Annotated in this window: 5 protein-coding genes; 2 read left to right on the top strand and 3 right to left on the bottom strand. The window is 61.0% G+C overall.

Translation table 11 applies throughout. The annotated features are described in order from the left end of the window. Nucleotides 1-44: 44 nt before the first annotated feature. The 3 genes from rcsB to QLG07_RS08120 are packed head-to-tail and all read right to left on the bottom strand — an operon-like array spanning nt 45 to nt 4,524. The gene (gene rcsB, locus QLG07_RS08130; protein WP_048915479.1) at nt 45-692 is read right to left on the bottom strand and encodes a response regulator transcription factor RcsB; all 648 of its coding nucleotides are present in this window, start codon (nt 690-692) and stop codon (nt 45-47) included. A gap of 1 nt (nt 693) precedes the next feature. After that, the gene (gene rcsD, locus QLG07_RS08125) at nt 694-3,354 is read right to left on the bottom strand and encodes a phosphotransferase RcsD (protein WP_282468966.1); all 2,661 of its coding nucleotides are present in this window, start codon (nt 3,352-3,354) and stop codon (nt 694-696) included. A gap of 15 nt (nt 3,355-3,369) precedes the next feature. Beyond that, nucleotides 3,370-4,524 (bottom strand): MFS transporter, encoded by a 1,155-nt coding sequence (locus QLG07_RS08120; RefSeq protein ID WP_062818157.1) that lies wholly within the window; start codon nt 4,522-4,524, stop codon nt 3,370-3,372. Nucleotides 4,525-5,329: 805 nt separating this feature from the next. On the opposite strand from QLG07_RS08120, the gene QLG07_RS08115 reads away from it, so the two are divergent. Together QLG07_RS08115 and QLG07_RS08110 are read left to right on the top strand one after the other, a co-directional pair. Continuing rightward, a complete protein-coding gene (locus QLG07_RS08115; RefSeq protein ID WP_282468965.1) occupies nt 5,330-23,515 on the top strand; it encodes an Ig-like domain-containing protein in 18,186 nt (6,061 codons plus the stop codon). 372 nt (nt 23,516-23,887) lie between these two features. Beyond that, nucleotides 23,888-25,243, top strand: coding sequence for a TolC family outer membrane protein (locus QLG07_RS08110; RefSeq protein WP_099754253.1), 1,356 nt, complete (start codon nt 23,888-23,890; stop codon nt 25,241-25,243). Nucleotides 25,244-25,258 lie beyond the last annotated feature (15 nt).

The following is a 25,258-nucleotide window of genomic DNA, read 5'->3' as shown; positions in this document are numbered from 1 at the left end:
GGGTCGACCATTTTTTCCGGTCGACCCGCCAGGTGAATATTGGCTTAATCTACGGAAGGAGACATGCTCACTGAAGAGAGATAGTTCAGCAGGGCAATATCGTTATCAACACCCAGTTTCATCATCGCTGATTTCTTCTGGCTACTGATGGTTTTAATACTGCGGTTCAGCTTCTTGGCAATTTCAGTCACCAGGAAACCTTCAGCAAACAGGCGTAATACTTCGCTCTCTTTCGGCGACAGACGTTTGTCACCGTAGCCACCCGCGCTGATTTTCTCCAGCAGTTTTGCCACGCTATCCGGAGTATATTTCTTACCCTTCTGCAAGGCTGCCAGCGCTTTCGGCAGGTCGGTTGGTGCACCCTGCTTCAGGACAATACCTTCGATATCCAGGTCCAGTACCGCGCTCAGGATCGCCGGGTTATTGTTCATGGTCAGAACAATAATCGACAGGTCGGGATAGTGACGCTTGATGTATTTAATCAGCGTAATACCGTCGCCATATTTCTCACCTGGCATAGAAAGGTCGGTGATCAGCACGTTCGCATCAAGCTTAGGCAGGCTGTTAACTAAGGCCGTGGAGTCTTCAAATTCGCCTACAACGTTGACCCATTCAATCTGCTCAAGCGACTTACGAATGCCGAACAGAACAATAGGATGGTCGTCGGCAATAATGACATTCAGGTTATTCATATTATTGGTTACCTTGCTGCAGCAGTTCATCGACGTAAGTGTCAACTTCACTGGTGGTATTTTTAATGTTTGAATCGTCACATTCTTTAATGTGCAGTTCTAACGTTTCACAAAGCTGCTTGCCGGGTAGCAAATTTAACATGGCAAACACGCCTTTCAGCCGGTGTGCGGTCTGAGCCAGCGCACTGTAATCCCTGTCTGCGGCTTCATTATACAGCCTCTTTACATCATCTGGTACTGTATCAACGAAAAGCTGGAAATAGCCACTGGCGAAAAGTTGAGCCGTATCCTGCGGGTCCATATTTTCGTCAGTCAACTCGTCCCGGGCAAGCTGTTGTTCAATCAACGTCAGCAGCGCATCCTGCATCGCACTGCTGATATTGAAGTTCACGCGGTACTGATTTGCAGCCAGCTGGCTGAAACCGGGTTCATCATCCGTGAGCAGTAGCGACCATGGCGTTAAACGCTGTGGATCGTCAGTCACCAGCACATCATGTTCCTGGCCGGAGAAGCGCTCGTCTGGCGTAATGCAGTTCGCGCCCCAGTTTTCCAGTTGATGCACCACGATTTTACGCACGTCATCAACGGTAATATCAATCAGGGCGTTAACCCCTTCCAGCAGTTTCTCTTCCTGATCCTGCTGCGGCTCCAGCGGGGCGTGTAGCTGAATACTGTAGCGCGAGCCAATATCCGGGCGCGCCGCAATGTCCAAATGCCCGCCAAGCTGTTTACACAGCTGCTTGCAGAGGAAAAAGGCCATACCGGATGCCTGACCAAAACGATCCTGGTGCGTCTCTCCGAGGAACGGGAAATCGGTATTCGCCATCTCATCGGCGGACAGCCCCGCGCCGGTATCGACAATCTCAATCGACAGGCGGTCGGCGCGCTCTGGCGGTGCGATGATGGTGATGCTGACGCGGCCCCAGGTGGTGGTGGTCACCGCGTAATGCACCAGCGTTGAGAGAATTTTAGCAATGGCCCGGCGGTCACCGAAACGCATCTCATCGCTGCTAAGGGTGTTGTTAATCATCAGCGTCAACCCTTTGCGGCGCATTATCGGCAGGATCTCTACCGCCAGCTCATCCAGCAGGGTTTGCAGGCTGAAGCTGCAGGCGTCCGGCGCCCAGTCGAGGGTTTCCAGCTGGTTCAGCAGCACGATATCATCCACCAGGCGGCTCAGAGCCTGTGACGCCTCCAGCGAATCTTCGAGCTGCTCAGGCTGGTGTTCCGCCCCGAGAGACTGCAAACGGCTGATAACATCATGCAGCGGGCGCTGCAGGGCATGACCCAGGTTCTGTAACAGCTGCTGACGCGACTGGTGGTTTTTATCCAGCACCTGCTGCGCTTTCTGCAGCTTCTTGTTGACCAGTAATTCCCGGTCCTGATCGCGCATCATAAACAGCTGGGTATGCGGAGAAATGACGCTGCGCGCATGGCGGATCTCATACACTTCGTTATTCACCGTGGCCTGCAGCACGCCCTGATGCTGATCGGACATATTGATAATCTTTTGCAGGTTAAGATGCGGCAGCAGATGTTCGGCAATCTTGTTGCTGATAATCGTGCGGTTGTTGGCGAAGTCATACACCAGCAGACCGACCGGTAGCGTGCCAACAATCTCTTCGTTCAGCAGGCGCAGTGACTCCAGCTCTGCGCTCTGATTCTCGCTCGGGCGCAGCGACTGCTGGCGCAGCAAAAACAGCCCTGCCAGCGACATGATCAGCAGCGCGAAGTTTGCCAGCAGCGGCCACAGCAGATTGTGCAGGGTATCAATGACCAGGCCGGTGATCGGTACGCGATAAACCAGCTGTAGCGGGGTGCTGGCCAGCGAAGCGGCAATTTCAATATTCGGGTTAACCCAGTCAATGCGCGTGCTGCCGTTGCTGTCCTGATTGTCATCCCCTTCCGCCACCGGTGCGGCATCCTGCTTCAACTGGAAGTTTTCCAGCGGCATATTGAGCGGGACCAGGTCATTCACCGGCAGGTCAAACGCCACCACGGTTGCCAGATGACCCGGCTGATTAAAAGTGGTGCGAACCGTAAAGTAGTGGTCGTTCTGCCAGCTGAAGCGGCGCAGCGGCGAGAAGCTCTCGCGCTCGTCCAGGGCGTTGGCCTGCTGCAGCATCTCCGCGCGGCGTGCCTCAACGATATTGCTGATGGCGCTCTCTTTGTAGCGCGTGGCCATATCCTTCAGCGGCAGGGTAGAGACCAGGATCATGCTGTTATCCTGGCCGTTCAAAAAGTACATCGACCAGGTGCTGTTTTCCGCGCCCCACAGCGTATCAAGGTAGTTGCTCATGCGCAGGGTCATATCCAGCGTGCCGCTATCGTGAGAACCAAAAATCAGCGCTTCGGTTTTACGACGGGTTTTTTCCAGATAGTAGACGTCCGGGCGCAGGCGCGTTTCCTGCAGACTGTTCGATGGCATACCGGCCGCGCTGGCCGCCAGGTTTTCATAGATCTGCCAGGTGGCGAAGCGATAGGTATCAATGCGCTTTTGCATGGCATGGGTGATATCCGCCATCGCATAACGTTTTTCCGTCAACCAGGCATTTACCGCGTTGTGGATCATAAATCCTGATGCCAGAAGCAGCACCACGATAAACATCACAAAAAAGCGCGTAACATTGCCGGATGTCAGCGGAAATTTATATGGCAACATGCAATGAAACCCCAGTTAACGTGTAATCAGTCGGGCGCTGGCAGCCACGACTAAAAGCAGCGCGGCAATGGCACTGAAGGCCACCGACAGGCTGGACAACTGTGAGATAAATCCGACTAAAGCCGGGCCTGCCAGAATACCTGCATAACCGATGGTTGTCATGGCCGAAATCGCCAGATTGACCGGCATCACCTGCTGTTTACCCGCAGCGGTGAACATAATCGGTACGGCATTGGCACCACCAAAACCGATCAGCATAAAACCCAACAGCGTCACCAGCGTACTCGGCACCAACACCGCCAGCAGCATCCCGGCGGCGGCGCAGAGCGTGCCGCAGAATAGCGTCGCGGTGCGGCCAAAATAGTTAACGATTCGGTCGCCGGTTAAGCGGCCAATGGTCATCGCCACCGAGAACACCGCATAGCCCAGCCCGGCCTGAGCGGCAGGCAGGTCACGCGCCTGGTTGAGGAACAGCGCCCCCCAGTCGAGGATTGCGCCTTCGGTTAAAAACAGAATAAAGCACATCACTCCGAGGAACAGTACCCAGCCACGCGGCATCACAAACAGCGGTGTATCCGGCTGGTGCAGGCGCTGGTTCATCAGGTGACGCTGGCAGCCCAGCCACAGCAGGACCAGTAATAAATCGATAAACAGCACGCCAACTAACGGACTGGCGCCAAGGGCGAGGGCCGCGCTGACCAGACCGGCACCGACAATCCCCCCCGCGCTGAAAAAGCCATGAAAGCCCGACATCATGGCCTTATCTGCGGCCTTTTCGACCTCCACGGCCTGGATATTCATCGCCACGTCGATTAACCCGATCGCAGCACCAAATACCATCAGCGTCAGCCCCAGCGAGAGGGGCGTTGAGAGCGATGCCAGCAGAGGCAGCAGGACCAGCAGTAGAGCACTTCCGGTGGCCATCACCCGCTTGCAGCCGAAGCGGCCGACCAGCACGCCGGTGAGCGGCATGGCGATTAGTGAGCCTAAACCCAGGCACAGCAGCAGGGTACCGAGTGAGCCGTCACTCAGCTGAGCACGCTGTTTAGCGTAGGGGACCAGCGGGGCCCACGACGCCATCCCGATACCGGCGATCAAAAACGCTATTCGCGTTGCGCGCTGTACTGCTCGCGCTTGAGTATCAGAGGCTTGCGCATCCACTGTCGTCATTTTATCCCTATTGCCAGCCACAAAAATTAGCCCCAATTTTTACCACATCTGACCTGTTTTAAGAAGCTAAACCCTGGCGGAATGAGGTTAAAAGCGCTGGCACCAATCCAGCTAGATTAGGGTAGAGGAGTTAATAACCTGAAAAAATGCGGCTGTTAATCAGAATTGTCGCTTAAGGGCAAATTTCCAGAGGAGTCCTGGAAAGCGTGACGGGGATCACTCCTTAAGCCAAATCACTGGAAAAGCGTAAAAAAATTCTGCTGGCAGTGACTTTATGACCGTTCCTCACCAGACGTTTGTCTTGGATAAAACTTGTGCTGAATGTCACGAATCAACATGAAATTTTCGCGAAACTCACCGGGCGGTATTACCTGTTTTTAATCCACTCTGACGTAATAAATTGCCCATTCCTCTCGCTGCCGATTAGGATTTTTCTTGGATTTAAATCAAATCATTACTGTCAGCTGAATAGTAATTATCTGGCATTTTTTGCCGCTCTTCTCAGCTGTCGAGTACGGTTAGTAATTAAATAAATTTATCCTTCCGATAAATAAACATCAAACAACACATTCACTTTATTAATTATATCTGTTAGTGAAATTAACAAAATAACAGTCTCTATTAGCCAGTTTTGGTCCTATATTTTCGCGGGGAAACTAACCTCCGTCCGTACATCAGGTGAAAAGCGCTGCCGGTAGATGGCACTGCTCAAAATTTTGTCTAACGCAATAAAAGTGAAATTTATTTTCACTTTTATGCGTTGGACACTTAATCCCTGTTATCTGGTGTACACGAGGTTATGACCATGGCACAGCTCAATAATGGCAGCGTAGAAATCCTTTCACGCGACGACGGAACGATCCTCTCTCAGGCCACTTCGGGCTCCTCGAAAACGGTTCTCCTCAATCAGCCTAGCGTGGTGAAAATCCACGGCACGCGCGAGATGGTGGCTGAATACGAACGCCAGGGTAACGACCTGATCCTGCACATGAAAGATGGCACTACCGTGCGCTATCAGCAGTTCTTCTTTGACGATGTGGACGGCGAGCACAGCGAACTGGTGTTTGACGATGGGGTTAACCGGCCGGAGCACGTGCTGTTCCCGGTGACCAACGAACTTGATGCACAGACCGCGATGGTCCTCACCCCGCAATATGAATCCCTCGGCAGTATTGAACCGCTGCTGCTGGCTGATACGGGGGCCGGTAACGGCGTGATGACCGCTGCCGGTATCGGGGCGCTGGGATTAGTCGGCGTGGGCATCGGCGCCTTAGCGGGCGGTGGCGGCGGTGGCGGGGGCGATGACAACAACGGCGGCACAAATCCGCCTGCCACCACGCCGACGCTGACTATCGGCAACTTCGCCGGGGATAACATTCTTGACGGCAGCGAAAAGCAGACCAGCCAGCTGCTGAGTGGTACCACCACCAACGTGCAGGCCGGGCAGACGGTGACTATTACGCTTAACGGCGTGAGCTACACGGCGGTGGTGCAGGCCAACGGCAGCTGGAGCGTTTCCGTGCCTGCCAGCGCGCTGCAGGCGCTGGCGAGCGGGACTGCCACTTTCTCCGCCACCGTCACCAACGCCAGCGGCCAGACGGCGACCGACACGCATAATTTCACCGTTGAGCCAACGGTGGTACCCGGCGTACCCACCCTGACCATCGGCACTTTTGCCGGGGATAACGTGCTGGACGGCGCGGAAAAGCAGACCAGCCAGCTGCTGAGCGGCACCACCACCAACGTACAGGCCGGGCAGACGGTCACCATCACCCTTAACGGCGTTTCCTACACCGCCAGCGTGCAGGCCAACGGCAGCTGGAGCGTCTCGGTTCCTGCCAGCGCGCTGCAGGCGCTGGCGAGCGGCACCGCGACCCTCTCCGCCACCGTCACCAACGCCAGCGGCCAGACGGCGACCGATACGCACAATTTCACCGTACAGCCCGATGCCACCGGCAGCATCAGCATCACTGCGCCTATCAGCGGCGACGGCTATCTTAACGCCACGGAAGCACAAAGCGCGCTGACCATTTCCGGTACGGCCAGCGGTCTGCCAGCCGGCACGGCGATTTCCGTCACCCTCGGCGGCCATGCTTACACCACCACCACGGCAGCGAACGGCAGCTGGAGCATCAGCGTACCGTCTGCCGATCTGCAAAGCCTGCCGCAAGGCTCAAACCTGATCGTGGCGACCGCCACGCTGGCCAACGGCACCACTTTGCAGAACAGTACGGTCGTGACGGTTGACGTCCACACCACGCTGCCAAATGCCGGGATCGATCTGCCGTTTGGCGACGGGGTGCTGAGCGGTGCGGAAGCGGGCAGCAGCCAGACCATCACCGGTAACACCGGCGTGAGCGGGGCGGGGCAGACCGTCACTGTGACGTTCAACGGCAACACCTACACCGGCACGGTTAACAGTAACGGCAGCTGGAGCGTCACTCTGCCCGCCAATGCGGTCTCAACCCCGATTGAAGGGCAGCTGCCGCTGGTGGTGACCGTCACCGATCCCGCAGGCAACAAAACCACCACCACCACCCAGGTGAATGTCGATACCCAGCCTCCGGGGCTGGAGGTGAATATTCCTGATGCCCCACTCAACGCCGCCGATGTCGGCCAGGCGTTGACGCTGACCGGCACCAGCACCGGCGGCCAGACCGTCACCGTGACGCTGGATGGTCAGACCTACACCGCGACGGTGGGCGCGAACGGCAGCTGGAGCGTCAATATTCCAGCTTCCGCGCTGCAGCAGCTTGAGCAGGGGAATAATTCGCTGACGGTAACGGCCAGCGATAAATATGGCAACACGGTCAGCAGTGACCCGCTGAATCTCAACGTGGATACGCTGGCGCCTGCCGTTAGCGTTAACCCCGTCAGCGGCGATGGCTACGTCAGCGCCGCTGAACTGGCGGGTAACCTGACCATCATCGGTCGGGCGGAAGCCAACAGCACTATTCAGGTGAAGTTTGGCGACGTGACGCTGACCACCACCACCAACGGTTCCGGCGACTGGAGCGTGGTGGTTCCGCCGGAAAGCAAAGCTACCCTCATTGACGGCAGCTATCCGGTCACCGTAACGGCAACCGATGCGGCCGGTAACCAGGGCACGGCCTATACCGAGGTGACTTTTGCCGCCCAGCCAGCCAATCAGCCAACCATCACCTTCAACAGCTTCGCCGGGGATAATATTCTGCAGGGGGCAGAGCTGAATGTGGCGCAGGAGCTGAGCGGCACTGCCGCCCACGTGCAGGCCGGACAAACCCTGACCCTGACCTTCAACGGGGTGCAGTACACCACCACGGTGCTGGCGGGCGGGCTGTGGCACGTCTCCATCCCGGCCAGCGCCCTCAGCGGTCTGAGCGATGGCCAGACGGTAACGTACTCCGCCACCGTTGCCGATAAAGCAGGCAACGTCGCCACCAGCAGCGGTTCGGTCAGTGTGGTTCTCGATCCGGCTGCCGCCAGCCTCGCCATTGCTCCGATCAGCGAAGATAACTGGGTCAACGCGCAGGAGGCTCAGTCACCGGTTAGCGTGAACGGTACCAGCCTCAATCTGCCCGTGGGCGCGCCGCTCACCGTCACCTTTAACGGTCATACTTACAACACCACCGTGGCAGCCGATGGCAGCTGGAGCATCACCATTCCTCCGGCTGATTTCGCCGGAGTGGCTAACGGCAGTTATCCGGTGGTGGTCACCGATGCCAATAACAACTCGGTGACCAGCAGCCTCAATTTGGGCGTGCAGGTTAACTTCCCGAACAATATTGAATTTAATGCCGCCTTCGGTGGCGACAACATCCTCAACCTGGGCGAATCGACAACCCCGCAGGTGCTGAGCGGTAATACCGGGCTGGCGCTGCCGGACCAGGTGGTCACCGTGAGCCTGAACGGCGTGAACTACCCGGCGACGGTTAACCCGGCCACCGGCGAGTGGAGCGTAACGCTGCCGCCATCGGCGCTCAGCGGGCTGCCGCAGGGGAGCAATACGGTCACCGTGACCGTCAGCGATGCTGCAGGCAACCAGATCGTCAGCAGCACCACTGTCAGCGTGGATACCACCCCGCCAACCCTTTCTGTCGGCACCATTGCTGGCGACGGCGTGATTAACGCCAGCGAGCAGAATCAGCCGCTGGCGCTGAGCGGCCAGGCAGAGGCGCTCAGCACCATTACCGTGGTGATCAACGGTGTGACCTACCATAGCGCGGCCGATGCCAGCGGCAGCTGGAGCGTCAATGTCGACCCGGCCACCCTGCAGGGGCTGAGTGATGGCAAATATGACATCAGCATTACCGCACGCGACAGCGGCGGCAATGAAACCACCGTGCAGGCGCCGATCGTCATCGATACCGCGCCTCCGGTTGTGACCGTCGCGCCGGTTTCTGGCGATGGCTATCTTAATGCTGCCGAGCATAACGCGGCGCTGGCGATCGTCGGCACCACCGAGCCGGGTGCGGGCGTGGTCGTGACCATCAACAATGTCGACTACACCGCTACCGTGGCTGCCGATGGCAGCTGGAGCGCCAATATACCGGCCAATGTGGTTAGCGGCCTGGCGGACGGCAGCTACACCGTGACGGTGACCGCTACCGACAGTCTCGGCAACATGGGCAGCAGCAGCCAGCCGCTGACCGTGATTGCCAGCGCTGCCTCGCTGCCGGCGATTACCGTGGGCGCGTTTGCCGGCGATAATATTGTGGATGGCGCCGAGAAAGGGCTGTCGCAGCTGATGACCGGCAGCACCAGCAACGTACAGGCCGGGCAGGTAGTGACCGTGACGCTTAACGGCAACCAGTATACCGGGCTAGTGAACGCCGACGGCAGCTGGAGCGTGCTGGTTCCTGCAGCGGCGCTGGCTAACCTCGCGAACGGCACCGACAGCTACACCGTCAGCGTCAGCGACGTTGCCGGTAACCCGACCAGCGCCAACGGGAGCTTCACCGTTGATAACACCTTCAGCGCCATCGCCATCGGGGTGATCAGCGATGACAATATGCTGAGCCACAATGAGTCGCTGTTGCCGATGGCGATTCACGGCTTCAGCCGCTTTGTTGCCGCAGGCAGCCGCGTCGCGGTGACCTTCAACGGCAAAGAGTATCTGACCACGACCAATAGCGACGGTAGTTGGACGGTGAATGTGCCGTCTGCCGACCTGGTGGCGCTGCCCAACGGCAACCTGACCGTGACCGCCACTGCCACGGATATCAATGGCAACACCGTCACGGCTCAGCACTCGCTGGACAGTTCCGTGACCTCTGAGCTCGACCTCAGCATCAATCCGCCGTTTGGCGATGCCTTGCTCAACGCGGCGGAGGCCGGCAGCGAGCAGACCCTGAGCGGCAGCACCGGGGTGGAGGGGGCAGGCCAGACCGTCAGCGTGGTGATTGCGGGGATTACCTACACCGGGACGGTGGACGCGCAGGGCAACTGGAGTGTTTCCCTGCCTTCCGCCGTGCTGCAGTCTCTGCCGCAGGGGGCCAACTCCCTGAGCGTCACGGTGGCTGACAGTGCGGGCAACACCAGCACGGCGACCGGCAACTTCACCGTCGACACCGTGGCGCCGCAGGTCAGCGTGGAAGCCCTGACCGGGGATAACCGCATCAACGCCGCAGAGAGCGGCGAGCTGCAAACCCTCAGCGGCTCCGGCGAGGTCGGCGACCGCATCACCGTCACGCTGAATGGCGAAACCTACACTACCACGGTTGGCGGCACCGGCAGCTGGAGCATCGATCTGCCGGCAAACGCACTGACGGCCCTGACCAATGGCAGCTACCCACTGCAGGTCACCAGCACCGATACGGCGGGCAACAGCACCACCGTCACGCGCACCATCGAAGTGGACCTGACGGCCCCAGCGGTCAGCGTTAATCCGGTCTCTGACGGCGTTATTAACGCCGCGGAATCCGGCCAGCCGCTGGTCGTCACCGGCGGCGGGGAAGCGGGTAACGTCATTAGCGTTGAGCTGAACGGTACCGCCTTCAGCGCGGTGGTCGGCACCAACGGCCAGTGGACGCTGACCATTCCGGGAACTTACGTGGCGGGCGTAACCGACGGCAGCTATACCCTCAACGTCACCGCAACCGATCCGGCGGGCAACACCAGCAGCAGCAGCACGCCGCTGGCTATTGATACCGGGGTTCCGGCGATCTTTGTCTCTAACGTCACCGCCAATAATATCGTTGATGGCGCAGAGCAGCAGGTGGCGCAGATTATCAGCGGCACCGTGACCAATGCCGAAGCCGGAAATACGGTTACCGTTACCCTGAACGGCGAAAGCTACACCACCACGGTACAGGCGGGCAGTCCGGGCAGCTGGCAGGTGGAGCTGCCGGCATCGGCGCTGAGCGGGCTGGCGAATGGCTCTTACACCCTGACGGTCAGCATTACTGACCAGGCAGGCAACACCGGCAGCAGCAGCAAAACCTTCACCGTGGATAACACCCAGCCGGCGATTGCCTTTGACCCGCTGAGCGACGACGGCTATCTCAACCAGCAGGAAGCCGAAAACGGGCTGGCTGTGAGCGGTAGCACCCTCAATATCGCGGAAGGCAGCACCGTCACCTTCACCTTCAACGGCAAAACCTATAGCGCGCAGGTGCAGGCGGACGGTTCGTGGAGCACCACCATTCCGGCGGGCGATCTCACCGTACTGGCCGATGGTCCGTTTACCGCCACCGCCAGCGTGGTGGCGCCAAATGGCACTGAGGTGACCAGCAGCAGTACCCTCAATGTGCATATCAACACTCTGCCGCAGCCAACGCTGGAAGCGCCGTTTGGCGACAGCGTGCTGACCAATGCTGAAGCAACCGCAGCCGCGGGCCAGACGCTGAGCGGCACCACTGGCGAAACCGGCAACGGCCAGACGGTGGTGGTCAACATCGGCGGTACGGACTTTAACGCGACCGTTAACAGCTCCGGCGTGTGGACGCTGGCGCTAACGCCGGAACAGCTGCAGGCGCTGCCGACCGGGCAACAGAACATTACCGTCACCGCGACGGACGTGGCCGGAAACAGCAGCACTACCACGCCGGTTCCGGTGAATATTGCCACTGAGCTGCCGCCAGTGACGGTTGGCCCGGTGGCTGAAGATGGCATTATCAACGCGGCGGAACATGCGCTGCCGCTCGACATTAGCGGTACCACCACGGCGGGCAATAGCGTGGTGGTCAGCCTGAATGGCAAAACCTATGAGGCGGTGGTCGACGGTGACGGCAACTGGAGCGCCACCATCCCGGCCAACGACGTGCTGGCGCTGCAAAACGGCGGCTATCCGCTGACGGTCACGGTTTCTGACCCAACGGGCAACCAGACGGTTAACAGTGAGGTAGTACAGGTGCAGCTTACCGCGCCTACTTATACCCTCGATCCGATTGCCGGAGACGGCATCATCGATCGCGCTGAAGCCGCGCAGCCGCTGGATATCACCGGGACCGGCACCAGCGGTGATACCGTCAGCGTCACCATTGGTGGCCAGACGCTGACCACCACGGTGGTGAACGGCGCATGGTCGGTGACCGTTCCGGCAGAGACCCTCGGGGCACTGCCGCAGGGCGACAACACGGTAACCGTAGTGGTGACCGCGCCGAACGGTAACAGCGCCAGCCAAAATGCGACGGTCGATGTGGATACCAGTATCACCAATCAAGTGTTGGTGAATCCGGTTGCGGGCGACGATCTGATCAATGCGGTAGAAGCGACCGCCGGGTTTAACGTTACCGGCAGCGTGCCGGACGGCAGTACCTCGGTGGTAGTGAACTTCAATGGCACTAACTACCCTGCCACCGTCGGGCCTGATGGCCTGTGGAGCGCCACCATTCCGGCCGGCGCGCTGAACGGCGTGACCGATGGCAGCTACACGCTGACCGTGACGGCCACTACAACGGCGGGAGATGTCGCGACCGTGACTCGCCCTGTCGGGCTGGACACCACGCCGCCGGACTTTACCGTGGCGCCAATTTCTACCGATGGCTATCTCAATGCCGCCGAGCAGGGGCAGCCTCTGACCATCAGCGGTACCGGCGACAGCAATGACAGCGTGCGCGTGACGCTGAACGGCAAAGTCTACACCGCTAACGTTGACGGTGACGGCAACTGGTCGGTCAGCGTTCCGCCAGCCGATCTCGCTGCACTGACCAACGGCGACTACACCGTCAGCGTGGCGGTGAAAGATGGCGCGGGCAATATCAGCACGCAGACCCCGGCGCTGACGGTGGACGTCGCTGCACCAGCGCTGACGCTCAATCCGCCAGCCGGGGATAACATCCTCAACGCCGCCGAGCAGCAGGAGGGCATTACGCTGAGCGGCAGCGGCGAGCGCGGGGCCAGCATTTCCGTCACGCTAAACAATGAAACTTACACCACCACCGTCGGGCCAAACGGCCAGTGGTCGCTGCCGCTCAGCGCTGACGATCTGGCTGCGCTAACCAACGGTAACTATCCGCTCAGCGTGACCGCTACCGATGCCGCAGGTAACGTCACTACGCAGACCACCACGCTGGCGGTCAGTGTGGACGCGGCAACGCTGCCGACCCTGACGGTGAACACCTTTGCCGGTAATAACATCGTTGACGGCGCGGAACAGCACGTCAGTCAGGTGCTGAGCGGCACCACCACTAACGTGCAGGAAGGGCAGCTGGTTAGCGTCACGCTGGGCGGTGTGACTTACACTGGCGTAGTGCAGGCCAGCGGGGCATGGAGCATGACCATTCCGGCCTCCGCGCTGGAGGCGCTGAGTAACGGCCAACAGAGCTACAGCGTGGTGGTCAGCGATGCGGCAGGCAACCCGGCCACGGTCAGCGGCAGCTTCGAGATCAATAATCAGCTCTCCGGCCTGGCGATTAACCCGGTCAGCGTGGATGGTTACCTGAATGCGGAGGAAGCGGCGCAGCCGCTGACCATCAGCGGCACCTCGGCGAATTACACGGCGGGAACCCAGCTGACCGTGGCGATTGGCGGGGCGTCTTACCTGGCAACCGTACAGGCAGACGGCAGCTGGAGCGTGACGCTGCCGCAAAACGTGGTGGCGGATTTCACCGACGGCACGCTGCCGATTGTGGTCAGCGGTCCGGATGCGGCGGGCGTAACCCAGACCAGCAGCAGCAGCCTGGTGGTGATTGTTGATACCCTGCCGGTGGTCGCCGTTAACCCACCGTTTGGCGACGGCGCGCTCAACGCGCAGGAGGCAACGGCGACACAAAATATTACCGGCAGCACCGGCGTGACGGGCGATGGTCAGACCGTCACCCTGACGCTGAACGGCACCACCTATACCGGTATCGTAGCGGCTGACGGCAGCTGGAGCGTGGCGGTACCTGCCACCGCGCTGGCGGGCCTGGCCCAGGGGGATAACAGCTTCAGCGTGGTGGTCAGCGATGCCGCAGGTAACAGCGCCAATACCACCCAGCCGTTTACGGTCGACACCGTGGCACCAACGGTAACGGTAGCCCCCGTGGCGGGCGATGGCATCCTGAATGCTGCCGAACAGGGCGCGGATCTGGCCGTCAGCGGTCGGGGCGAAGCCGGGGACACGATTGTCGTCACGCTGAACGGCGTCACCTACCAGGGCGTGCAGGTCAACGGCAACGGCGACTGGACGGTATCTGTTCCGAGCGTCGATTTGCAGGCGCTGGCTGACGGCAGCTACACGCTGAGCGTTACGGCGACCGATGCAGCAGGCAACAGCACCACCACCAGCAGCCCGCTGGAGGTCAAGGCGGCGGCCGCCGATCTGCCGACCATCAGCATCAATACCTTTGCCGGCAACGATATTCTGGACGGGGCGGAGCAGCAGAGCAGCCAGCTGCTCTCCGGGACCACCAGTAATGTGGAGGCCGGGCAGACGGTCAGCATCACCCTTGGTACGGAAGTATACAGCGCGCTGGTGCAGGCGGACGGCAGCTGGAGCGTCTCTATTCCTGCCTCCACGCTGCAAGGGCTGGAGAACGGCACTACCACCATCGCGGCGGCGGTCAGCGATGCGGCCGGAAACCCGGTCAGTGCCAGCCATGATGTCACGGTGAACAGCCTGGCATCCGGCATCAGTATCGACCCGATCTCCAACGACGGCTATCTCAATGCCAGCGAAGCGCAGGAGCCGCTGATCGTGACCGGGCACACCGCCAACGTCGACGCGGGCAGCCAGCTGACGCTGACCATCAACGGCCAGACTTTCCAGGCGACGGTCGGCAACGGCGGCGCATGGAGCGTGGTGGTTCCGGCTGCCGCGCTGGCAGGGCTGCCTGATGGCCCGGCAACCGTCGGCGTCAGCGTAACCGACGCCACCGGTAACCTCGTCAACAGCAGTGCGAGCCTGAATGTGGTGGTCAATACGCTTCCTGCCGTCACTGTCGACGTGCCGTTTAACGACGGCGCGCTCAACGCGAGTGAGGCCGCGCTGACCCAGACGCTGAACGGCACCACCGGCGTCAGCGGTAACGGCCAGACGGTGAGCGTCACCATTGACGGCACCCAGTACAGCGGCACCGTCGACGGTAACGGCAACTGGAGCATCAGCCTGCCTTCTGCGGTACTGCAATCCTTCGAACAGGGCAGCAATACTCTGCAGGTGACGGCAACCGATGCGGCGGGCAACGCCAGTACGCAGCCGGTCAGCTTTAACGTTGATACCGTGGCTCCGGCCATTACGCTGAACCCGATTGCCGGCGACGGTATTATTAACGCCAGCGAAGCGGGCCAGCCGCTGACCATTAGCGGCAGCACCGATAACGGCAGCGGTCCGGCACTGGAAGGGCAGACGGTCACCGTTAACTTCAACGGCCAGACCTGGACCACCACCGTGGGTGCCGACGGCAGCTGGACGCTGGATATTCCGGCGGCGGCATTGACGGGCGTCACCGACGGCAACTACACGCTGACCGCCACGGTCACCGACCAGGCGGGCAACCCGGGCAGCAACAGCGCGGATGTCACCCTGGCGACCGCCGCGCTGCAGCCGACCATCAACACCCCGTTTGGCGATGGCTACCTCAACCAGGATGAAGCAGGCGCAGGCCAGACGCTGAGCGGGACCACCGGCACTGTCGGTGCAGGCCAGCAGGTCAGCGTGAACATCGGCGGCACGGACTATCCGGCCACGGTGGATAACAACGGCAACTGGACGCTGAATATCCCGGCGGCCACGCTGCAGGGGCTGAACGAAGGCAATCTGCCGATTACGGTGACGGTGACCGATGCCGCGGGTAACAGCGGCACTGTCAGCAGCGCCGCCATCGTGGACCTGACGCCGCCGGATCTGGTGCTGAATAACGTGGCGAGTGATAACGTCATCAACCCGACCGAGATCCAGCAGACGATTACCGTTTCCGGCAGCACTTCGCCGGATGAGGTGGGCCAGCAGGTCAGCATCATCTTTAACGGCATCCAGCCTGCTTACATTGCTATCGTGCAGAGTGACGGCAGCTGGAGCTTCGATCTGCCGGGCAGCGTGACCAAAACGCTCGCCAACGGCGATTACACCGTGACCGCCACGCTGACCGACAGCGCGGGCAACCAGACGGTACAAACTGAAACCGTCACCGTGCGCGCTACCGCTGCTGACCTGCCGTTAATCACCATTGCTCCGGTCTCCGGCGATGACTACATCAACAGCACCGAGCATAATCAGCCGCTGCTGCTGAGTGGCACCACCAGTGACGGCGTGCCGGACGGTCAAACGGTCACCATCACGCTCGGCGGCCAGACTTATACCACTACGGTAACCGGTGGGGAATGGAGCTTCAGCGTACCGGCTGCGGATGTACAGCAGCTGGCGGATGGTGCTCAGCAGGTGAGCGTTTCCGTCACCGACCGCGATGGCAATATTGCCAACGACAGTCAGGACTTCACCGTGGTGGCGCAGCCTGGCAACCTGCCAACCATTACCATCGATCCCGTGACCAGCGACGATATGGTCGACTACCAGGAGTCGCGCAGTGACCTGACGATCACCGGGAGCAGCCAGCATATTCCGGCGGGGCAGACGATTACCGTCACCCTGAACAATAAAAACTACACCGCGACGGTGGATGCCGACGGCAACTGGCAGGCCACCGTGCCCGCTGCGGATGTGCAGGCGCTGCCGCAAGATGGCAACACCGTCACCGCGACCGGCAATGATGTGGCGCAGAACGTGGCGACGGACAGCCAGGAGTTCACCGTTCACACCGTGCCGCCGCTGCTGACGGTGGATGTCGGCGTGGGTGCGGATAATATTCTCAGCCTGGCCGAAGCGCTGGCGGGTCTGCTGATTGAAGGCACCACCCTGCCAAACCTTAATCTGACCATCACGGTGGGGGCCAAAGTTTACAACGTGCTGGCCGATGCAGACGGTAACTGGAGCACCACTATTCCAGCCGCCGATCTGCTGGCGCTGGTGGACGGCAACGTCACGGTAGGCGTTTCCGTTATCGATACCAACGGCAATACCACCACCAGCAACGTCGGGATTGTAGTGGATGTTCACGATACGCCAACGCTGACGCTGGGTCTGCCGTTTGGTGACGGCCTGGTGAGCGGCGTGGAGGCGGCGCTGGCGCAGACGCTGACCGGTACGGTGAGCAATCTTGAGGTCGGCACGGCGCTGGTGGTGACGGTCGGTAACCTGACCTTTACCGGTACGGTGGGCGCTGACGGTACCTGGTCGGCGAATATTCCGGCGGGCGCGCTGGTCGGGCTGGGTAACGGGGCGGTGCAGGTCACTGTCAGTACCGAAGCCGGGCTGGTGAATCCGGCCAGCGCTACCGCCAGTGCGGAACTGGTGCTGACCACTACGCTGAACCCAACCATCAATCTGCCGTTTGTTGACGGCTTGCTGAATGTCGCTGAGGCGGGCGTCGCACAGACCCTGACGGGCACCACCGGCCTGATCGGGGCCGGGCAGACCATCAGCGTCACCATTGGCGGCACCGCGCTGACCGCGACGGTCAATGATAATGGCGTATGGAGCGCCACGGTGTCACCGGCGCAGCTGCTGGCGCTGGGCAATGGCAATCATGAAATCGTGGTGACGGCGGGCGATGCAGCGGGCAATAGCGACAGCGCCACGCTGAACTTCGACGCCATCGTTACCGCACTGCCAACCGTGTCCGTTGGCGGCCTGCCGCTGTTCGGCGACGGCGTGCTGAACGCGGCGGAAGCGGCGCTCGGCGGCACCCTGAGCGGGGCGATCACCCATGCCGGTGGTCTGGCGGGGCTGACGGTGACGGTCAACGTCAATGGCGCACTGCTGCCTGCCACCATCAGTGCCGACGGCACCAGCTGGTCGCTGCCGCTGTCGGCTGAGGTGCTGCAGGCGCTGCCGGACGGTAACTGGCCGATCTCGGTGACCATCACCGATGCGGTTGGCAACAGCAGCTCTGCCAACACTTCGCTGGTGGTGGCGGTGCATGATATTCCGGCCGTGACGCTGGTTACGCCGTTTGTCGATGGCCTGCTGAGCATTGCGGAGGCGGGCGTCGCCCAGCTACTCAGCGGCTCTACCGGCGTGACCGGGGCGGGGCAGAGCGTGCTGGTCAGTATTAACGGCGGTACGGCGATTGCCGCCACGGTAAACGCCAACGGCGACTGGTCGCTGAACCTGACGCCCGATCAGCTTGCCGGGTTTGGCAACGGGACGAAAACCGTGGTGGTGACCGCTACCGACAGCTACGGCAACGAATCGGTGCTCAACGGCAGCTACACCGCCGTGCTGACCGCCCCGGTGCCGACCATCACCAATCCGTTTGCTAACGACGCGCTGGGCATTACTCAGGCCAACGGCGCGATCACCATCACCGGGAATACCGGCGTGACCGGCGCCAATCAGGGCGTGGTGCTGAAGGTCGACGTCAATGGCATCAGCTATACCGGCACGGTGAACAGCGACGGCAGCTGGTCGGTGGCGCTGCCTGCCGGGGCGCTGAGCGGCCTGGCGAACGGCGAACACAATCTCAGCGTGACGGTAACCGATGCGGCAGGCAACAGCGCCAGCCAGACGCTGGGCTTCGACGCTTACCTGACGCTGCCGCTGCCCACGGTTGGCGTGGCGTTTGGTGACGGCTACCTTAATCTCAACGAGCTGACCAACGGCGGGACGCTGACCGGAACCACCGGGGCAGTGGGGGCAGGCCAGACGGTCTCCGTCACCCTCAACGGCCAGACCCATGCAGCTACGGTGGGGACCAACGGCAACTGGACCCTCGCGTTGACCAACGCCGAACTGAGCGGGATTGGCCAGGGGTCGCAGAATCTGTCGGTGACCGTGACAGACCCTGCGGGCAACAGCAACACCATCAGCGAAGGCTTTATCGTTGACACCGTGGCGCCAGCGATCTCCGGCCTGACCTTTGCCGGGGATAACACCCTGAGCTATCTGGAAAGCCTGACCACTCAGACGCTGACCGGGACCACCAACGCTGCCGACGTCGGCTCCACCGTAACGTTGACCATCGGCAGCCAGACCTTAACCGGCACGGTGCAGGCCAACGGCAGCTGGAGCGTCAATGTCTCGGTCGCCGCGCTCGCCGAGCTGGCAACCAACCTGGGCGCTTACAGCGTATCGATTACCGACGCGGCGGGTAACACCGCCACCGCCAATGGTTCGGTGATTCTTGACCTGACCGTGCCGCTGACGCCGTCAATCACGCTGAACCCGGTAACCGGCGACAATATTATTAACGCAGCGGATGGGGCAACCACCACCCTGAGCGGTGCGTTGCAAAATGCCACCCCGGGTGTCGGAGGCACCATCACCATTACGGTGAATGGCACCTTAGTCAGCACGGTGACGGTTAATGCAATCCGTGCGGATAACAACTGGACCTCTGCTGCACTCTCCACTGCGGAATTCCCGCAGGGGACAGATACGGTGGTTGTCACCTATACCCCAACCGTTGGCTCTCCGGTAACCACCACCACCACGGTGCTGGTCGATACGCTGGTGCCAACCCTGACTATCGGTGACTTTGCCGGTGCGGATAATGTGCTGAACGCCAGCGAAGCCGCGGTTTCGCAGACCATCAGCGGCACCGCATCGCTCACTGAAGTGGGGCGTACGGTGACCGTCACGCTGGGCGGAAAAACCTACACCACCGTGGTGCAGGCGGGCGGTACCTGGTCACTCAACGTGCCGTCGGCGGATCTGCAGGCGCTGGGGCAGAATGCGCAAACCATTAATGCCTCTATTAGCGATGCAGCGGGCAACGTCGGGACGGCAACGCATGGCATCGTGGTGGCTACCACACCGCCGCTGATCGCGCTTAACGTGCTGGCGCAGGACAACATCATCAATGGGGTGGAAGCAACGCTACAGCAGCTGCTGACCGGGACAGCGACCGGCGCGGATGGTCAAACCGTTGGCGTCTATCTGGGCAACACGCTGCTGGCCTCGGCCGTGGTGACTGACGGGGTGTTCAGCATCCCGCTGGCCGCTGCCGAGATTGCCCTGTTAGCCAGCGGCACCAACGTGCTGTCGGTCAGAGTCAATGACGTCAACGGCAACCAGGGCAGCGCCGCGCTGACCATCAGCAAAGTGCTGAACACCCTGGCGCTGGCGGTTGACCCGCTGTTTGATAATGGCTTCCTGAGCAAAGCCGATCTGCTGGTCGATCACGTGATTACCGGTACCGGCACCATTGGCGCAACGGTTTCCCTGTCTCTGGGGGGACAAAACCTGACCGCCACCGTGGGCCAGGATGGTAAATGGTCGCTGGCCATCCCATCCTCCGCGCTGAGCGGCGTGACCGATGGCAATCTGGCGCTCAATGTAGTGGTGAGCGACGCGGCAGGTAACAGCAAAACCCTGGCGGAAAACGTCACGGCGATTATCAACAACGTACCGGTAGTTCCGGCGCTTACCGGCCTGTTTGGCGGGGATAATCTGCTGAACCACGCTGAGGCGCTGCTGGGCCAGACCATTGGCGGTACGCTGAATGCGGTGGCCGGTTCAACCGTTACCGTCACCCTCGGCACTAAAACCTATACCACCACGGTGCAGGCGGGCGGGGCGTGGAGCGTGAATGTTGGCGCCACGGATCTGCTTAGCCTGGCCACCGGGAACGCCACGCTGGGCGTCAAAGTGGTCGACCCGGCGGGCAACACCGCCAGCAACAGCGTCACCGTGGGCCTGCTGACCGCAGAACCGAGCATTACCCTTAACACCATCTTCGGTGACGGGGCGCTCAACCTTAACGATGTCACTAACTTCGCCAGCCAGCTGATTAGCGGCACGGTGAAAAACGTGGCGGCGGGCACTATCGTCAATCTCAACGTGGGGAATATTGTCTCTGCCACCGCCACGGTGAATGCCGATGGCACCTTCAGCACCAACCTGACGCAGGCGCAGCTGCAGCTGCTGACCGGTAACCCGAACCTGACGGTGACCGCTTCGCTACAGGATGCGGCGGGCAATACCGCCAGCGCCTCGGGCGGGCTGGCAGTTAACCTCACCGCGCCGTCGCTGGTGCTCAACCAGCTGCAGCTGTTCGGTGATGGCGTGCTGAACGCGGCGGATGCGCTGCTGACCCAGACCATCAGCGGCACCACCACTGCCGGAGCGCGCGTGGTGGTAAGCGTAAACAGTACGCAGCTGGTAGCGACCGCAGGCAGCGACGGGAAATTCAGCATTGCGCTGACCCCGGCGCTGCTGGCAACGCTGACCGACGGCAACCTCAATGTCGGCGTCAGCGTTACCGACGCGGCGGGTAACACCACCAGCAACTCGCTGAGTGCGATTGTGGGCATCAACAACCTGCCTTCGGTCACGCTGAATCCGCTGTTTGGCGATGGCGTGCTGAGCGTGGCGGAAGCGCTGCTCGGCCAGACGCTGAGCGGGCATGTGAATAACGTGGCGGCGGGAACCAGCGTCAGAATCAATGTGGGTACCACCACGCTGACCGCCACCACCGATGCCAACGGTAACTTCACCGCCGCGCTGGCGCCTTCGCTGCTGACCACGCTGCTGACCGGCAATCTTACCGTGGGTGTGGCGGTGACCGATGCCTATGGTAACAACGCCAGTGCCAGCGTGGGCGTCATCATCGGCGTGCAGAGCGCCCCCACTATCGCGGTCAACACTATTTTCGGTGACGGCGTGCTGAGCGCGGGCGATCTCGCCAACGCCCAGCTGATCAGCGGGACCTCTACTAACGCGGTGGCGGGTTCAACGGTCACGGTGGTGCTCGGAACGCATACCTATACCACCACGGTGGGCAGCGGCGGTGGCTGGAGCCTGAGCGTGCCGAAAGCGGACCTCGCGACGCTGGCGAACGGTACGCAGACGGCGCAGGTCACGCTTAGCGACCCGTATGGCAACAGCGCGACCACCAGCGGTACGGTCAGCGTGATCGCCCAGACCGCCCCGACTATCACTATCGGCACGCTGTTTGGCGACGGCGGTCTGAATGCGGTCGAGGCGCTGTCGGCGCAGACTATCTCCGGTACCGCCACCAATGCGGAAGGTTCAACCATTGCGGTTAAGGTCGGTGCACTGACCCTTAACGCTATTGTTGCCGCCAACGGCAGCTGGAGTGTCTCAGTCCCCTCTGCCAGCCTGCTGGCGCTGGCGGACGGTACGCAGACCATTACCGCCAGTCTGGTCAACGGCGCGGGCAACACGGCAAACGGCTCGGCATCGGTGATTGTCGGTACGCACGTCACGCCAACGGTCACGCTGACCAACGCCTCGGTGTTTACCGACCACTACCTCAACCTGGCGGAAGCGGGGGCGGCGCAGACCCTGAGCGGCACGGCAACCAACGCGGTGGGCGGAACCGTGGCGGTCAACATTGCCGGTACGGTCTACAACACCACGGTGGGCAGCAACGGCAGCTGGAGCGTCAGCGTGCCGAGCTCGGGCCTCAGCGCGATTGCCGATGGCAGCCACACTGTCGCGGTAACCGTGACGGACCGGGCGGGCAACAGCGCCAGCACCAGCACCAGCTTCACGGCGGTGACCCATAGCCTGCCGGCAATTGGGGTCGATGCGGTTACCAGCCTGGTGAGCGTGTTGTTAACCGGTCTGACCATCTCCGGCGGCACGCTGCGCCTGGCAACGGGCACCACGGTCAGCATCACGCTGTCGCAGAATGGCCAGTCGCAAACGCAAACGGCAGTGATTGACGCCAATGGGCGCTACAGCGCCAAGTTCACCGGGGGGCTGCTCACCACGCTGAACCTGGGCGCGCTGGTGACGGTCGCGGCGGTGGATGCGGCAGGCAACCCGGCGACGACCTCTACCACGCTGCTGCTCGGCTCGCTGTTGCCGGTCAGCTCAACGGTGGCAGCGGCATCGCTGATGGCGGTCGCGGCTGATGACTCGCTGGCGGTGGCCTCAACCGATACCTCCAGCACCAGCAGCAAAACAAGCACCACGGAGGAGAGCAGCAGCACGGCGCATGCCGTCGCGGCAGTTCACTCGACGCTGGTGACCGACAGCGACACCAGCAGCACCGATGCCGCCACTACCAGCACCAGCGCGACGACCAGCACCGCGGCAGCGGCGACCACTCCCGTCGAGGCTGACAGCGATGCTTACACTATCGGCGGCGTAACCATTACGCTGGCGGACGGGCAGGTGCTGCATGGCGACTCGGTGACGGGCAGCAGCGGTAACGACACCATCTCGGTTGGCTCAATGGACTTTAGCCATATCGACGGTGGCGCAGGGACCGACACCCTGGTGCTGAACGGCGAGCATCTCACGCTGGATCTCACCTCGCTCGGGCTGAAGGTGGAGCATATCGAGATTATCGACCTCGGCAAGGCGGGCAATAACAGCATCAAGCTGGACCTTAATGAGGCGCTGAACATCACCGACAAGCAGACGGATGATTTGTTGATTAAAGGGACGCTGGGTGACCAGGTAACGCTGGCCAACGGTGATGGCGGCATCTGGGCTACCACCGGGCAGCGCACGGTCGGCGGGCAAACCTATGACGTCTACCACAACTCGGCGCTGTCGTCGGAGAACACCCTGGGCGACGTGTTGATCCAGCACAATCTGCAGGTCCATGTCGTATAACAAAAAAATAACCCCTGCGCGGTTCGCATTCCCGTGCAGGGGGTCTAAAGTTAAGAGGAAGTGATGGGTTGGTAAAAATAATGACCAGCAGCGGCTTCGGCCGCTGTTGGTCGTTGTGGCGCCAGTCAACCCAGTATAGAAACTGGCACTCAATGACGCCGGTATTGATAACGGCATGAAAATTCTTTGCATTTTTTTGGCGCTGAGCCAATTTATTCTTGTTACGGATTACATGGTAATCCTTAAGCACACCGGGTAAAGCCTGGCATCATGGTTGTGATGCTGGCCAACGTGATACGTGGGAAGAAACAGTACAGCTTGTGTTTTTCCGCGGGCGTTTTTTCATTTTTCCGGGGTATTAAGGAGAGATCAATGGCTAATTCCGCCCGTGGCGCGGTTATTATTCTTGCCACCTGCCTGAGTAGTCAGACGGCGCTGGCCGCGCAACAGCAGCCGGTCGCGGCATTTAACTGGCGCGCGGCACCGACCGAAGAACAGATTGCTACCCTGACCCTGCGCGATGCCATCCTGCGCGCTTTTGCCCGCAACCCGAAAATTTCTGAAGCTGCCGCACAAATCCGTGTTGGTGACGCCGATCTCGATGCGGCGAAAAGCGCGTGGTATCCGCAAATCTCGCTGGCGGCCAGCGGTGGGCGCTCGCAGCAGACCGACTCCGCAGGCAGCCTGAACAACAGCGCTTCTGGCGGCATCACCCTCAGCCAGCTGCTGTATGACTTTGGCCGCACCGGCGGGGCGATTGATGAACAGCACAAGCTCTCTGAAGCCTATCAATATGCCCTGTACGACACCATGACCACCGTGGCGCAGGACACGCTGCAAGCCTATCTGTCGGTCAAGCGCTACCAGGCGCTGGTGGAGGCCGCGCGCGCCAACATTCGCTCTCTGGAGCGGGTGCGCGACATGGCGAAACTGCGCGCCGACGCCGGGCTTAGCTCGCAGTCCGACGTATTGCAGGCCTCAACGCGCATCGCCGGGATGAACGCCAGCATGGAGCAGTATCGTGCGCAGGAGCGCTCGGCGCGCGCGCAGCTGACGGTGCTGACCGGAGTGATGTCCGACAATCTGCCGGAACTGCCGCAGGCACTGCTTAACCAGCAGGTAACGCTGGATAAGATTGCCTATGAGAAAAGCGCTGCGGTGCGCAGCGCGCAGGCCAAGCAGGAAGCGGCGATGGAGCGCGTGCGCCAGGCCTCCTCCAACCACTGGCCGACCATCAAAGTGCAGGCGGGGCGTACCCGCTATGAAAACCAGAGCCGCTCTTACTGGGACGACGAGCTGCAACTGCAGGTCGAAGCGCCGCTCTATCAGGGCGGGCTGGTTAATGCCAAAACCCGCGCCGCCGAGGGCGACCGCGAAGCCGCCGAAGCCGCCATCCAGCAGTCAAAGCTGCAAATCAACCAGAATGCCTCCACTGCCTACGCCGACATGATCGGCGCGCAGCAGCGCCAGCAGGCGGGTGAGATGCAGCTGGACAGCGCGGATCATACGCGTTCGGTCTACGCCGATGAGTACAAACTGAACAAACGCAGCCTGAATGACCTGCTCAGCGTGGAGCAGGATGTCTTTCAGGCCGACAGCGGCCGCCTGACGGCGCTGTACGACGGCTGGGATGCCACGGTCCGCTACGCTGCCGCCGTCGACAATCTGCTGGATATTTTAGGCATCGATCGTGAAGCAAACAGTGGGCAAACGCTGCCGTCGCTGTAAAGCGGCCGTGTGCAT

It is taken from the genome of Erwinia sp. V90_4 (assembly GCF_029967685.1).
In the GTDB taxonomy this organism is placed as follows: Bacteria; Pseudomonadota; Gammaproteobacteria; order Enterobacterales; family Enterobacteriaceae; genus Erwinia; species Erwinia aphidicola.
This window is presented reverse-complemented; position numbering and strand designations above follow the sequence as displayed.